General features: G+C 44.4%; 17 protein-coding genes. 9 read left to right on the top strand and 8 right to left on the bottom strand.

Annotated elements, in window-relative coordinates; genetic code table 11:
• Positions 1-5: 5 nt before the first annotated feature.
• On the bottom strand, positions 6-299 hold the full coding sequence (locus AB5443_RS17500; RefSeq protein WP_277132363.1) for a hypothetical protein: 294 nt from the start codon (positions 297-299) through the stop codon (positions 6-8).
• Between the two features lie 410 nt (positions 300-709).
• Between AB5443_RS17500 and AB5443_RS17495 the strand changes: the two genes are divergently transcribed.
• Complete coding sequence (locus tag AB5443_RS17495; RefSeq protein WP_277132361.1) at positions 710-1,276, top strand: nucleosidase; 567 nt, start codon at positions 710-712, stop codon at positions 1,274-1,276.
• On the opposite strand, the gene AB5443_RS17490 is transcribed toward AB5443_RS17495, so the two are convergent.
• Positions 1,246-1,605, bottom strand: a complete 360-nt coding sequence (locus AB5443_RS17490) for a YbaN family protein (protein ID WP_008651167.1) — start codon at positions 1,603-1,605, stop codon at positions 1,246-1,248. The genes AB5443_RS17495 and AB5443_RS17490 overlap by 31 nt on opposite strands.
• A gap of 128 nt (positions 1,606-1,733) precedes the next feature.
• On the opposite strand from AB5443_RS17490, the gene AB5443_RS17485 reads away from it, so the two are divergent.
• From AB5443_RS17485 to AB5443_RS17455, 7 genes are all read left to right on the top strand, one after another.
• Complete coding sequence (locus AB5443_RS17485) at positions 1,734-2,114, top strand: 6-carboxytetrahydropterin synthase (protein WP_044655114.1); 381 nt, start codon at positions 1,734-1,736, stop codon at positions 2,112-2,114.
• A gap of 27 nt (positions 2,115-2,141) precedes the next feature.
• The gene (locus tag AB5443_RS17480) at positions 2,142-2,687 is read left to right on the top strand and encodes a radical SAM protein (protein WP_073348490.1); all 546 of its coding nucleotides are present in this window, start codon (positions 2,142-2,144) and stop codon (positions 2,685-2,687) included.
• 49 nt (positions 2,688-2,736) lie between these two features.
• A complete protein-coding gene (locus AB5443_RS17475) occupies positions 2,737-3,477 on the top strand; it encodes a (Fe-S)-binding protein (protein ID WP_022138758.1) in 741 nt (246 codons plus the stop codon).
• The gene (locus tag AB5443_RS17470; RefSeq protein ID WP_277132357.1) at positions 3,474-4,859 is read left to right on the top strand and encodes a lactate utilization protein B; all 1,386 of its coding nucleotides are present in this window, start codon (positions 3,474-3,476) and stop codon (positions 4,857-4,859) included. The genes AB5443_RS17475 and AB5443_RS17470 overlap by 4 nt, the downstream gene beginning before the upstream one ends.
• On the top strand, positions 4,856-5,437 hold the full coding sequence (locus AB5443_RS17465) for an LUD domain-containing protein (RefSeq protein ID WP_022138760.1): 582 nt from the start codon (positions 4,856-4,858) through the stop codon (positions 5,435-5,437). Before AB5443_RS17470 ends, AB5443_RS17465 begins: the two co-directional genes overlap by 4 nt.
• A 68-nt stretch (positions 5,438-5,505) precedes the next feature.
• Entirely contained in the window at positions 5,506-6,024 is a 519-nt protein-coding gene (locus AB5443_RS17460) for a methylated-DNA--[protein]-cysteine S-methyltransferase (protein ID WP_044656500.1), read from the top strand.
• 106 nt (positions 6,025-6,130) lie between these two features.
• Positions 6,131-7,003 (top strand): pyridoxamine kinase, encoded by an 873-nt coding sequence (locus AB5443_RS17455; RefSeq protein WP_022138762.1) that lies wholly within the window; start codon positions 6,131-6,133, stop codon positions 7,001-7,003.
• Between the two features lie 4 nt (positions 7,004-7,007).
• On the opposite strand, the gene AB5443_RS17450 is transcribed toward AB5443_RS17455, so the two are convergent.
• The 5 genes from AB5443_RS17450 to AB5443_RS17430 are packed head-to-tail and all read right to left on the bottom strand — an operon-like array spanning position 7,008 to position 11,045.
• On the bottom strand, positions 7,008-8,183 hold the full coding sequence (locus AB5443_RS17450) for an energy transducer TonB (RefSeq protein WP_277132353.1): 1,176 nt from the start codon (positions 8,181-8,183) through the stop codon (positions 7,008-7,010).
• Positions 8,180-8,752 carry an RNA polymerase sigma factor gene (locus tag AB5443_RS17445; protein WP_277132351.1) on the bottom strand — a complete coding sequence of 191 codons (573 nt, stop codon included), beginning with the start codon at positions 8,750-8,752 and terminating at the stop codon, positions 8,180-8,182. The genes AB5443_RS17450 and AB5443_RS17445 overlap by 4 nt, the downstream gene beginning before the upstream one ends.
• Positions 8,753-9,409 carry a lysophospholipid acyltransferase family protein gene (locus AB5443_RS17440; protein WP_277132562.1) on the bottom strand — a complete coding sequence of 219 codons (657 nt, stop codon included), beginning with the start codon at positions 9,407-9,409 and terminating at the stop codon, positions 8,753-8,755.
• Between the two features lie 26 nt (positions 9,410-9,435).
• A complete protein-coding gene (locus AB5443_RS17435; protein WP_195408334.1) occupies positions 9,436-10,392 on the bottom strand; it encodes a phosphatidate cytidylyltransferase in 957 nt (318 codons plus the stop codon).
• Positions 10,389-11,045, bottom strand: a complete 657-nt coding sequence (locus tag AB5443_RS17430; RefSeq protein WP_277132348.1) for a CDP-alcohol phosphatidyltransferase family protein — start codon at positions 11,043-11,045, stop codon at positions 10,389-10,391. The genes AB5443_RS17435 and AB5443_RS17430 overlap by 4 nt, the downstream gene beginning before the upstream one ends.
• A 191-nt stretch (positions 11,046-11,236) precedes the next feature.
• On the opposite strand from AB5443_RS17430, the gene AB5443_RS17425 reads away from it, so the two are divergent.
• The gene (locus AB5443_RS17425; RefSeq protein WP_277132346.1) at positions 11,237-13,069 is read left to right on the top strand and encodes a von Willebrand factor type A domain-containing protein; all 1,833 of its coding nucleotides are present in this window, start codon (positions 11,237-11,239) and stop codon (positions 13,067-13,069) included.
• A 139-nt stretch (positions 13,070-13,208) separates the two neighbouring features.
• Here the strand turns inward: AB5443_RS17425 and AB5443_RS17420 are convergent, their stop codons facing one another.
• Positions 13,209-14,699, bottom strand: a complete 1,491-nt coding sequence (locus AB5443_RS17420; RefSeq protein ID WP_277132344.1) for an arylsulfatase — start codon at positions 14,697-14,699, stop codon at positions 13,209-13,211.

The following is a 14,699-nucleotide window of genomic DNA, read 5'->3' as shown; positions in this document are numbered from 1 at the left end:
TCTTCTTATTCATTCAACAAAGCGATGCATTTATCGACTTCACGCACTAATTTGGACAATCGCAGCTTCGTCTCTTTTACGTCGCTGCCGTTAAGGCTGATTGCCGTAGCTGTTTTTAGGTTTGTGTAGTTGACTTCCAATTCATCGTATTGCGCCTGTACCTTCTCATTTTTTAATTTTTCAATATCGAGAAGTTTCTTCAGCTCCGTATTTTCACGCTTTAACTCATCGTGCAAATAGATCAAATGCCGTAGCTGCGTCTCAAAGGTATTCAATAACTTTTTTTCTTCTTCTGTCATTACTACACCAAAATTGTACACAAAAATACGATTAACTCTGATATTACAAAAACTTTTCGGAAGAAAATGTGCATTTTAGCCCAAATTAGCGGGTTGACGGGGGAAAGAGATAGGTTTCGGGGGATAATAACCTTATTAAACTGCTAACATTTTGTAGAGAAGAAATTGGTTCTTTCCTCTTCATAGAATAACTTCTGCAAGTGCATGGATTAGTTCGTCTGCCTATAGCTTACTTTTCGTTTGCCTATAGACGAACGAAAGGTTGGCTATAGGCAATGTTTCGTCCGCCTATAGGCAGACGAATTAATTTATGTATCTGAAGTTATTATTTATAGTATAGGTGCGGATTACTTTATGGTATTATTAGGGAAAAACTATATCTTTGCATGCAATATATTTAAAAGAAACTCATGTTGAAAATATTAGTAACCTATGCCGTTCAAGGCGAATTTGTAGAGATTAAATGGCCGGATATAGAACCTTATTACATTCGTACAGGCATTGGTAAAGTGAAATCAGCCTTTCATTTAGCAGAGGCGATTCGTCAGGTACAACCGGACTTGGTACTCAATATCGGAAGTGCGGGGACTGTCAATCATCAGGTGGGAGACATCTTCGTCTGCCGTAAGTTTGTAGACCGTGATATGCAGAAGATGAAAGAGTTCGGGTTGGAATGCGAAGTTGACTCGTCGGCCTTGCTCGAAGAAAAAGGCTATTGCAAGCATTGGACGGAAGATGGAACCTGCAATACAGGAGATGGCTTCTTGACGGAGCTGACTCATGTCACCGGAGACGTGGTAGATATGGAAGCCTATGCGCAGGCATTTGTCTGCCGCTCGAAGGAGATACCGTTTATCTCCGTGAAATATGTGACTGACATTATCGGTCAGAATTCCGTGAAACATTGGGAGGATAAGCTGGCAGATGCCCGCCAGGGGCTTTCCGACTACCTCAATGTTTTGAAAGAAAGAATATGATAAGTGACTCCTGCGGCTATCAGTCCCAGGAGAATCTTTACCCATATAAAAGGAATCAGGAAGAAAATGCAATAAAGCATCGTTCCCCACATTAATACAAGAGAAATAATTTTGGCGCGGAGAGGGATCGCCTTGTTTTCGCGGAAATTGCGGATATAAGGGCCGAAGTGACGATGATTGAGCAGCCAGTTGTATAGTCGGGGCGACCCTTTGAAATAAAGGGCGGCGGTGAGTAGTAAAAAAGGGGTGGTAGGCAATAGCGGCAGAAAAATGCCGAGAATGCCGAGTGCCAGGGAAATGCTTCCTAAAACAATATACAGAGTTTTCATGCGACAAAGATAGTACGAAAATAGGAAAAAATAACTGTCTTTGCTGAATGAAAACTCTATTTTGTATTACCTTTGCCGTTGCATCGAGGTGACATTAGATGCATGTAACTATTAAAATACATACAGCAATGTTTACAGTAATCAAACGCATGGAGATTTCGGCTTCCCATAAGCTGGTGCTCCCGTATCGCAGTAAATGCGCCAGTTTACACGGTCACAACTGGATTATCACCGTCTATTGTCGTTCCACACGGCTCAACTCCGAAGGAATGGTAGTTGATTTCACCCGCATCAAAGAAGTGGTCACGGAGAAACTCGACCACCAGAATCTGAATGAAGTACTTCCCTTTAATCCCACAGCCGAGAATATCGCCCGATGGGTTTGCAAGCAGATTCCGCAATGCTATAAAGTAGAGGTGCAGGAATCGGAAGGAAACATCGTCATCTACGAAAAAGACCACGCATCAGGAGGAGAAAAAGACCACACGGCAGGAGAAGAACAGGAGTAAAGAGTAGCAGACAAAATACATATGACGATGAGAAAGATTAATGAAATCTTCTACAGTTTGCAGGGCGAAGGATACCATACCGGAACCCCCGCCACTTTTATCCGTTTCTCCGGCTGCAACCTGAAATGTGACTTTTGCGACACCCGCCACGAGGAAGGAAGAATGATGACCGATGACGAAATTATCGCCGAAGTGGAGAAATATCCCGCCGTTACCGTTATCCTGACGGGTGGCGAACCTTCTTTATGGATTGATGACGAATTTATCGACCGCCTGCACCGGGCAGGTAAATATGTTTGTATCGAAACAAACGGTACACGCCCCCTGCCCGAAGCCATCGACTGGGTGACCTGCTCGCCCAAGCAGGGCGTGAAACTGGGTATCGACCGGATGGATGAAGTAAAAGTAGTCTATGAAGGACAAGATATAAGTATTTATGAACTACTTCCTGCCGAACATTTTTTCCTTCAGCCTTGTTCTTGTAATAACACTGCTTCAACAGTGGACTGTGTAATGCGACATCCCAAATGGAGACTAAGCCTGCAAACACACAAATTAATCGACATCCGATAGCCTGAAAGGCGGATGTAGCGGAAGAGCTTAATTTATTACAAAATATAGTATGAAAGTAGGTTTGTTTATTCCTTGTTATATCAATGCTATCTATCCCAATGTGGGAGTGGCATCGTATAAACTATTGAAAAGTTTGGGAGTAGACGTCGATTATCCGTTGGATCAGACTTGTTGCGGACAACCGATGGCAAATGCCGGTTTTGAAGATGAATCGGTGAAGTTAGCACTCCGTTTTGGTGATTTGTTTCAAGAGTACGATTACATTGTCGGCCCATCCGCCAGTTGTGTGGCCTTCGTGAAAGAGAACCACCCCGGTATCTTGGAGAAAGAAGGTCATGTCTGCCAGAGTGCAGGGAAAATTTATGACCTTTGCGAGTTTATTCACGATGTGTTGAAGCCTTCGAAAATCCCGGCACGCTTTCCGCATAAAGTCAGTATTCACAATAGCTGTCATGGGGTACGCGAACTGTTTATTTCCGCTCCTACGGAGTTAAATATTCCTTATTATAATAAATTACGTGATTTGCTCGACATGGTCGAAGGCATCGAAGTTTTCGAACCTAGCCATATCGACGAATGTTGTGGCTTTGGCGGTATGTTTGCCGTAGAAGAACAGGCTGTATCCGTCTGCATGGGACGTGATAAGGTGAAAGACCACATGGCTACCGGAGCCGAATATATCGTCGGAGCTGACAGTTCCTGCCTGATGCACATGCAAGGTGTAATCAAACGGGAGCACCTGCCGATTCAGATTATCCATATTGTAGAAATTCTAGCGTCGCAATCATGAGTACCAAACATTCAAAGGCTGCCGAAAAGTTCTTGCAGGACAGCAAGATGGCAGCATGGCATAACGAAACCCTTTGGATGGTTCGCGCCAAAAGGGATAAGATGAGTAAGGAAGTTCCCGAATGGGAAGAGTTGCGCAACAAGGCTTGCGAACTGAAACTGTATTCCAACAGCCATCTCGAAGAGCTGCTGCTGGAGTTCGAGAAGAACGCTACCGCCAACGGTGCCATCGTTCATTGGGCGAAGGATGCCGATGAATACTGCGCCATCGTCTATGAGATACTGAACGAACATAATGTGCACCATTTCATCAAAAGTAAGTCGATGCTTGCCGAAGAATGTGGCTTGAATCCTTTCCTGATGGAACGTGGCATTGATGTCGTAGAATCCGATTTGGGTGAACGTATCCTGCAACTGATGCATCTCGAACCAAGCCATATCGTACTGCCTGCCATCCACATCAAACGGGAACAGGTAGGAGAACTTTTTGAAAAAGAGATGGGAACGGAAAAAGGAAACTTCGACCCTACTTACCTGACTCATGCCGCCCGCAAGAATCTGCGACATCTATTCCTGAATGCCGAAGCAGCCATGACAGGAGCCAATTTTGCCGTGGCTTCAACCGGAGACATCGTGGTCTGCACCAATGAAGGCAATGCCGACATGGGAACTTCTTACCCGAAACTGAATATTGCCGCTTTCGGTATGGAAAAGATTGTACCGGATTTGGATTCGCTGGGTGTATTCACACGGCTACTGGCGCGCTCGGCTACCGGACAACCAGTGACAACATACACCTCTCATTACCGTCGTCCGCGTGAAGGTGGCGAATATCATATCATTATTGTAGACAATGGGCGAAGTTCCCTGCTTTCCAAGCCCGACCATATCAAGACACTGAACTGTATCCGCTGTGGTGCCTGCATGAATACCTGTCCTGTATATCGCCGGAGTGGGGGATACTCTTATACATATTTCATTCCCGGCCCTATCGGAATCAATTTAGGGATGGCTCATGACCCGGAGAAATATTACGATAATCTTTCTGCCTGTTCATTGTGCATGTCCTGTTCCGATGTCTGTCCGGTGAAAGTCGATTTGGCCGAACAGATTTATAAATGGCGTCAGGATTTGGATGGTCTTGGAAAGGCAAATACGGGAAAGAAGATAATGTCCGGCGGTATGAAGTTCCTGATGGAACGTCCGGCGTTGTTCAACGCTGCTTTGTGGGCAGCCCCGGTGATAAACGGCCTGCCGCGTTTTATGAAATACAATGATTTGGATGAATGGGGCAAGGGACGTGAACTACCGGAATTTGCCAAGGAGTCGTTTAATGAAATGTGGAAGAAAAATAAAGTACAGGGAAAGGAGGAATCCAAATGAGTAGCAGGGAAGAAATATTAGCCAGTATTCGCAGGAATACGCAAGTACGTTATGATAAGCCGGATATAGCGGATATGAAACGATTGTCATATCCCGACAAGATAGAGCAATTTTGTGCTATCAGCCGTGCGGTCGGCGGCACAGCAGTGGTATTGGGTAAAGGGGAAGATGTAAATGCCGTGATTCGCCGGACGTATCCCGACGCTATGCGCATTGCTTCCGTATTGCCGGATATTTCCTGTGCCACTTTCAATCCCGATAATCTGGACGACCCGCAAGAATTGGATGGTACGGATGTAGCAGTGGTGAAAGGAGAAATCGGCGTAGCCGAGAACGGAGCTATCTGGATTCCGCAGACAGTAAAGTATAAAGCTGTTTATTTTATCTCGGAGAAGTTAGTCATTCTGCTCGACCGGAATAAGATTGTGAATACGATGTACGATGCCTACCGTGAATTGGATGGACAGGAATATAAGTTCGGTACGTTCATCTCCGGCCCTTCAAAGACTGCCGATATCGAGCAGGCATTAGTGATGGGGGCGCATGGTGCACGGGATGTATTGGTCATATTAATGTAGTATCTGTTTATTAATATATATTGCAACGTGAATGACATAAAAGCGGTTACAGACCGTGCGAAATTTGTATGAAAGAGAAGAATATAATCAAGATTAAACGTTATGAATCGCCGTGCGGTATATTGATGCTCGGTTCGTTCGGCGACAAGCTCTGTCTATGTGACTGGCAGGTAGAAAAACATCGGGAACATGTGGATAAACGATTGAAACGGCTCTTACGTGCCGAATTTGAGGAAGGAATGTCGGACGTGATTGGAGAGGCCGCAAGACAACTCGACGAATTCTTTGCAGGAAAACGCAAAGAATTCACTGTCCCGCTCCTTTTCGTCGGCACGGAGTTTCAAAAGCTTGTATGGAATGAACTACTGAAGATTCCTTTCGGTCAGACGATTTCCTATGGTGAAATGGCACAGCGTATCGGTATGTCCAAGGCTGTCCGTGCGGTAGCCAATGCCAACGGGGCGAACTCCATGTCGATTTTCGCACCCTGTCATCGGATAATCGGCAGTGACCGTTCGCTGACGGGCTATGCTGGGGGACTTCCAGCGAAAAAATACCTCTTGGAACTGGAAGCGAATAATGAATAAACAGAGCTTCTGTTTACCCGAAATAGAGGCTCTGTTTGGTGTAAATAGAGCGTTTGTTTCATCCCGTTGATTCAGAAGAATAATAAACTGTTTAAATATAAATAATATGTATGCCAATAAAGTAAAGAAAATAGCTGCCGTCCATGACCTTTCGGGGATGGGGCGCGTATCTCTGACTGTCGTTATTCCTATTCTTTCATCAATGGGCTTTCAGGTTTGTCCGCTTCCTACGGCGGTACTGTCCAACCATACGCAATATCCCGGCTTCTCCTTTTTAGACCTCACCGATGAAATGCCGAAGATTATAGCCGGATGGAAAAAACTGGAAGTACAATTCGACGCCATTTACACCGGATACCTCGGTTCGCCGAAACAGATACAGATTGTTTCCGATTTTATCAAAGACTTCCGCCAGCCGGACGGCCTGATAGTAGCCGACCCGGTGTTGGGAGATAACGGCCGCCTATATACCAACTTTGATATGGAGATGGTAAAAGAGATGCGTCACCTGATAACCAAAGCGGACGTGATTACTCCTAATCTGACGGAACTGTTCTATTTGCTGGACAGACCTTATAAGGCAGATAATACGGATGAAGAATTGAAAGAATATCTCCGTCTTTTATCTGATAAAGGCCCGGAAGTTGTTATCATTACCAGTGTCCCCGTACATGATGAACCACATAAAACGTCCGTTTATGCCTATAATCGTCAAGGAAACCGCTACTGGAAAGTGACCTGTCCTTATCTGCCCGCCCATTATCCAGGCACGGGAGATACTTTTACCAGTGTCATCACTGGTTCTTTAATGCAGGGAGACAGTCTTCCGATGGCATTAGACCGTGCCACGCAGTTTATCCTGCAAGGCATCCGTGCCACATTCGGCTATGAATATGACAACCGCGAAGGTATCCTGTTGGAGAAAGTACTTCATAATCTGGATATGCCGATACAAATGGCGAGTTACGAACTAATATAAGAAATCAGAATTGTACCGTTACCCTTGCCGGAAGGTTTCCGAACGTCCATTTCGGGCCTTCTTTGACAAGTCGGACTGCTTCCTTGTCGGCAGATTCACATAACCCATGAACGATAGTGATGTTTTGTGGGTTTCCTTCTTTGTCAACAAAGAAAACAAGAATAACCTCACCTTTCACATCCTTGCATTTGTCATCATCCGGACGGATAAGGTTTTCTTCCAAATACTTCTTATACTTACGTTTACCTATTACCGGCTGCGGAGTCTGGTATTTATCTTTTGTTCCCACTACTACCACTTCATCAAGCGTTTGTTTATCTTCATTCATGGCAATCAACATTGTCCGACTGGTATCTACCGGTATTTCTACTGGTTCGTAACCGATAAACTGCGCTGTCAGTTCTTGGTTGCCTTCTTCTTTTTTCAATGTAAATTCACCGTTGAGGTCTGTGATTGTACCTGTATTCGTTCCGGTATATGCTACACTGGCTCCAATGATAGGCTCACCCTTTTCATCCGTCACTTTGCCTTTAATCAGATTCCTGTTGGGAGCGGCTACTTTTGCCACTTTCATTTCAGGGACTTCGGAGTGAGAAGTATTTGTATCCGCTACTATTGTTTCTTCCAGCATTATCGCTTGTCCGGCAGTTTCCTCTCCGGTAGCTTCTTCTATAACCGGTGTTGCTGCTATCGGTACACTTTGCGGTTTAGGAGTCGTTTTGCTTTTGGCTACTATATTCTTTTTATCCACTTGCTTTACGATAACTTCATGAGTAGAATCTTGTTTCATCTTTGCTTCAGCCAAAGAGGAAATCTCCTCTTTCGGGGTGACAGGCTCGAACACTGCCGAAGGAATATCTTCTTTAGCGATAAACACATTATCTGTCATACTCTTTTTAAGAAACAGGAAATAAGTGCTGATGCCGATTCCAATCACCAGGCACGCAGCAATGCTCCAAGTGATGGCATACGAATTCTTTCTTTTTGAAGAGTTCGTATGCTTTACAGTATGGGCTGAAATCTGCATTCGCAGCTTCTCTATCCGTTCTTCGTGATTCCCTTCTACCTGGCTGTATCCATCCATAGCATCAGCCAGGAACGGGTCTTTCATCGACTCTTTTTCCAGTCGGTGTGCCTCTTTTCCTTTGCGGAGTCCTCGTATGTAGTCCAATAGTTTCATAGGGTCTGTTTCTTAATGCAATTTTTTAAGTTTCGCTTTCCGTTCTGGATATAGCTTTTCACATTGTTCAGAGTAAATCCGGTTTGTTCGGCAACGTCAGCATAGGACATCTCTTCCAGAAAGAAACGCGTAATGCTGAGCCGCTGTTCTTCGGGCAACTTTTCGAAGCAGTGATGCAACGCCTTCAATTGTTCTTCCGAACTTTCCTCTTCACTTAATAGATGCAGAAATTCGTCGGATTCCATAACATTAATGCTATAATCTAACGAAATCTCTTTGTTTTCTTTTCGTAAAAGCTGCAAGCAATGATTCTTGCCTACGCGGTAGAGCCACGGCTTGAAGACTTTTATCTCATAATTACCCATTTTCGGCAATAAGTCTTCAAACAACTGCATCACGGCTTCCTGCGCACGGTCTTCATCTTGCAGGTATTTCAGGCAAAGTCCATACAGTAACGGGATATAACGGTTATACAATTCACCGAAATATTCCGTATTCCCGGACTTTATATAGTGTGTAAGTAACTCTTCGTCCGATAGCTTCGATATGTTTCTTTTGAAAAACAGCATCTATTCTTCGTCTTCTTCTATAATAACCTGATATTTCTCTTTCATTTCTTCAAAATCTTCTGTTACCTGATTTAGAATTTCGTGCGTATCCGTACTCTTTACCAATGCGGGCATACCGTAATGGATGGATGCCTTATAAGGTAACAGTAGTAGTTCGCCTTTGGGTAGGGAACGTCCCATACCAGTCATAAATACAGGTACATATTTCAGTTCAGGGCGTAGGGACAGGATACGGGCTATACCTGATTTAATCTTTCCCATTTGTTCCGGTTTCCCTCTTGTTCCTTCGGGAAAAAGGATGAGTGAATATCCGGCATCAATCGCTTCAAGCATTTTACGGATAGGGTCATGCTCCGAATCTTTTTCTCCTTTTCTTCTGATTAAAAGCGTATTGATAAAATAATTGCTCATGGAAGCCTGGAAACGGGTTCTTCCGAAATAGTCCTCTGCGGCTACGGGCTTGACCTTCCACAGAAGGTCGCCGGGCAGGGAGGATAGCAGACTCAAAGTATCCAGGTGACTGTTGTGGTTGGCAAGAATAATAAATTGCTTTTCCTTTCTGAGAAAGCGGCAGTCGGTGAACTGGACTCCTACGATTAACTTCAGGAACCAGTGGCAAATACCTTTATATATAATCTGCATAATGGCAGATTGCATGAATCTCTTTTTCATCATTTCTCCGTCTAATAAGCAATGTAATAAACTAAATGAAAAAATACAGGAGCAGTGTAGGACAAGGAGTCTATGCGGTCGAATACACCGCCGTGTCCGGGGATGCTGTTCCCCATGTCCTTGATTCCTTTATCCCGCTTGATGGCTGAGATAACGACATCTCCCGAGAATCCGGCAATGGCAATGAGTGCGCTTACTAGGATTACATTAGGGCCGGAAAGCGGAGTGAGGAATCCCAGGAAATAGCCGATAATGGTAGTGCTGATTACACCGCCCAGGAAACCTTCCCATGTCTTGTTGGGGCTTACTTTAGGCAGAATCTTATGTCGTCCGAAAAGTTTTCCCCATACGAACTGCATGATGTCATTGATTTCCGTAAGGAATACAAGGAATAGCAATAATCCGCGTCCGCCCGCATTGAAGCCCGGCAGTTCGGGAAGCGAGAGGAGATAGGCGAGGTGGCTGATACCGAATACGGAAAGCATCAGTATCCATTGCAGTAGTGCCATTGACTTGGTGATGCCGTGAGTTTCTCCTTTCAGGACGAGCCGGAAAGGAAGTACGAGAAACATGACTACCGGAATGAAGATGATATATGCTCCATACCACGCTATATAGGCAAGATAATATTGGATAGGAATAGCCAGTATCCCCCAAAATAGTGCCCCGCGGTCTGCTTCCCTGAATCCTAACACAGAATAAAGTTCTCTGAAGGCTATAAAAGAGAGGAAGGCGAGGAAGAAATAAGAAATATCATAGCTGATAAACACGGCGCCGATAAACATGGCAGCCATAATCCACCAGGAACGGGTGCGGGCGGTGAGTTCACTGATATTTGTTTTCGGAGACAGCTTCTTTACAAGAAAAAGAAGAATACTTGCCGTGATAAGTAATCCGATAATAAGAGAGATGACGATGATTAGTTCATCGCTTAGCGTAGGGAAGATTTTGTCGAGTAGTTCTTTCATTTTATTTCATGGTTTGTAGTGTGCGACATGAGGTACAGCCGATGGATAAGTGTGGCGATAAGACCGATATTCATAACTATAAGGGTAATAAGACATACCGTCTGTTCGTGTCCCCAATGCAGGGTGCAGGTGGCGACAACAAAAGCGAAAGTCAGTAATGCCATGCGGTGTTGTTTCGCCATCGGCCCGTTAAAGAAATGTTGTTGTGTCTTATAAGCGCCTATCCAGCGGAAATAAGCGGTCATCACGGCAAGCAGGGCAGCCATCCATCCCAGTTCTATCCCGAACCCGCCTGCTACATAACCCACCGGAATGATGAACAGGGCATCGGCAAAGCGGTCGGGCATATCATTATAAAGGTCACCGTTAGCACTTTTCTTTCCCCCTTCGATGGCTACCATTCCATCAAACAGATTGCAAAGCAATCGTGACTGCATACAAACAATAAATAATATATAGGCTACATATTTACTGAAATCGGGATAGATAACTGTACTAATCAGTAGGAGACAACCAATCAGAGCAAAAAATACGCTCATCATGGAAATTTGATTGGGGGTAATACCCCAACGAGTGAGTTTACGGGCGATACTGTTAGCCCAAGCGGTGTTTCGTGAGGCTATTTCCCGCCTTCCATCTACTTCGTTTTCCATATTTGCAAGTGTTTATGATTCGCAAATATACACATCATATTAAGAGTTGCAAAGGAATGAGGAAGAATTTTGAAATACATCTGTTTTTCAATAAAATAAAAAAAAGTTTGAGTGGTTTTGTGGAATCTATGTGAAATCTGCATCTCTATAGTAAAAGCGAATTAATTGTCATATTTTTAAATAATGAAGTCATGAGAACAAATCAATTCAGAGCGATGATGCTCGTACTGCTGATGGCAGTTGTTTCTTTAGGTACAGTGAGTGCGCAAGTAATTACCGTGACGGGTACTGTGACGGATGCGGTAGACGGAACACCGGTTGTCGGTTGTTCGGTCGTGGTAAAGGGAAACAAGAATGGTGTGATAACCAATATGAATGGTCAGTATTCTATTCTGGTTAAAAAGGGTGATACGTTGTTGTTCCAGTTTGTCGGGTATAAGCAGGAGCGAAGAGTAGTTAAATCAGCGCAACTGGATGTGAAGTTGAAAACGGATAATGTTGCATTGGAAGAGTGTGTGGTAACAGGCTACGGTACGATGAAAACAAAAGCAATGACCGGCTCTTATATGGCAATCTGTCCGGTACCGGCAGTCATGTACGATAGGGTGAATACGGAAGAATACGGCCAGATTCAAGAGAACGGTTTCAAGAATGTATCGGATGCCGCACTTTCAACTTTCTCCATTGATGTGGATGCTGCTTCCTACAGTAATATGCGTCGTTTTATCAATAAAGGAGAACTGCCGCCTGCTGACGCTGTCCGCACGGAAGAACTTGTAAATTACTTCTCATACGATTATCCGAAACCGGCAGGCAGTGACCCTGTGAAGATTACCATGGAATCCGGAGAATGTCCCTGGAATGCTTCTCACCGCCTGGTGCGTATCGGATTAAAGGCCAAAGAGATTCCTACGGATAATCTGCCTGCATCCAATTTAGTCTTTCTGATTGATGTCTCCGGTTCTATGTGGGGAGCCAATCGCTTGGAATTGGTGAAGTCGTCTCTCAAATTACTGGTCAATAACTTACGTGATAAAGATAAAGTAGCTATCGTGACTTATGCAGGCAGTGCAGGCGTGAAACTGGAAGCAACTCCGGGCAGCGACAAACAGAAGATTCGCGAAGCGATAGACGAACTGACGGCAGGCGGCTCTACCGCAGGTGGTGCCGGTATCCTGCTGGCATACAAAATAGCAAAGAAGAATTTTATCTCTAATGGTAATAACCGTATCATTCTCTGCTCCGACGGTGATTTTAATGTGGGCGTTTCTTCGGCCGAAGGATTGGAGCAACTGATAGAGAAAGAACGGAAGAATGGAGTATTCCTTACCGTATTGGGCTATGGAATGGGAAATTATAAAGATAAAAAGATGCAGGTTTTGGCAGAAAAGGGGAATGGAAACTATGCTTATATAGATAATCTGCAAGAAGCCAACCGCGTACTGGTCGGTGAATTTGGTGCTACTCTCCATACTGTTGCGAAAGATGTAAAATTGCAGGTAGAGTTTAATCCTTCACAAGTACAGGCATACCGTTTGATAGGTTACGAAAGCCGTCTGCTGAAAGATGAAGATTTCAATAACGACGCGAAGGATGCCGGAGATATGGGGGCAGGACATACAGTGACCGCTTTCTACGAAGTAATTCCCACAGGCGTGAAGAATGACTATGTAGGCAAGGTAGATGATTTGAAATATCAGAAGAAAGAAAAAGTGAGCGTGAAACCGACAGGTTCCAGTGAACTCCTGACCGTGAAGCTGCGCTATAAAGCCCCGGATAAAGACGTCAGCAAGAAAATGGAGCTTCCTTTCGTTGACAGCAAAGGAAATAATGTATCTTCCGATTTCCGCTTTGCTTCTGCCGTAGCGATGTTCGGACAATTGCTTCGGAATTCTGATTTCAAAGGAAATGCCAGTTATGATAAAGTAATAAGCCTGGCAAAACAAGGGCTGAATAATGATGATAAAGGGTATAGGAGAGAATTTGTCCGTCTGGTTGAGGCTGCTAGGGGAATAGGAGAGTAAAACTGGACTGATTGTCTGTATGATGTCCATTTTCAAGTTTCCAACTTGATTAATAAAGGAACAGTGAATATCGTGGGAATATGCTCCGCTTGATGTTCACTGTTTCTTTTGGGAGAAAGGTTGAATTGCCAAAACTGATTTAGTTGGTAGCCTCTTTCATTAATTGTTCGAAATGCTTCACGATATCGGGGTGCTGTGCAGCTACATCATGTTCTTCCCTGATGTCATCCTCCAGGTTATAGAGTTGCATCTGTGTATTGCCTTTCCGTATATTCGTAATGATTCCCTTCCATTTTCCCATACGGATTGCTTTGTTTCCGATTCTGGGATCGGGATATTCCCAATATAAGTATTCGTGTTGCTTTTGCTCTTCCTTTTTGCCGAGTAATGTAGGTAGGAAACTGATACCGTCTGTCGGCGGACAAGAAATACCTGCTATCTCAGCCAAGGTGGGCATTACATCCTGGAAAGCACAAATATGATCACTTTCCGTACCCGGTTTGATGTGTCCCGGCCATGTCATGATTGCCGGAACCCGGATTCCGCCCTCATGCAGGAAACATTTGCCCCATCCATATTCCGACTTGAAAAGGCCGCCACTGTTGAACCAGGGCGAATCACTTCCACCGTTGAATGTGGCTCCGTTGTCGGAAGTGAAAACAATAAGTGTATTCTCATATAGGTTTTCTTTTTTCAATTTTTCTATCAATCCGCCTATTTGTTCATCAAAATAGCTGATCATTGCTGCATAAGTGGCGTGTGGATAACGACAGGGCAGATAACCTGCCTTGCCTGTATAGGGCTCTTCGTCACCGAACTTTTCTACATAATACTTCACCCAACGTTCTGGAGCCTGCAGGGATACATGCGGTAGGGGAGTGGTCCACATCAGGAAGAAAGGAGTGGATTGATTGGTACTGACGAATTTTAGAAGTTCATCAAAGATTAAGTCGTTGGCATATTCTTTTTGCGTATATTTGGCATAATTGGCCGGATCATTCGGGTCAGCATCTTTGTCCAAGGGACTTCGGTGAGGGTCGGTCACCTTGTTGGATAAATAGATACGTTCTTCATTCTTATATAAAAATGGTGGGTAATACGTATGTGCCTGGCGCTGGCAGTTATATCCATAAAACTGATCGAAGCCCTGCTTGCCGGGCGTCCCTTCGGATCCCGGGTAACCAAGTCCCCATTTTCCGAAACATCCGGTAGCATACCCTGCCTGTTGCATCATTCGCCCGATAGTCATCGTGTTGGCTTGCAAGGGGAACTGTCCTTCCAGTTCTTTATGTGCATATACGGAATCATAGTTGTTGACGGCTCCGCGTTCAGTCATCTCATTATTGAAACGGATTTGTGCGTGTCCGGAGTGCATGCCCGTCATTAATACACAACGTGCCGGAGCAGATACAGGCGAACCGGAATAATGCTGTGTCAGTTTGATACCTTCTTTGCATAAACGATCGATGTTGGGCGTTTCTATTTTTTGTTGTCCGAAACAACCGATATCCCCATATCCCAGATCGTCCATTAAAATATAAATAATGTTGGGTTGTGTATGTAAAGTCTGCCCTTGCAGATAACTGCCGCATAGGGCGGAAACACCGATAAATAAGTTCCTTTTATTCAT

Source organism: Bacteroides sp. RTP21281st1_H5_RTP21281_210402 (assembly GCF_040918965.1).
In the GTDB taxonomy this organism is placed as follows: Bacteria; Bacteroidota; Bacteroidia; order Bacteroidales; family Bacteroidaceae; genus Bacteroides; species Bacteroides congonensis.
The sequence above is the reverse complement of the archived record's forward strand: the minus strand, read 5'-3'. Positions and strand labels throughout refer to the sequence as shown.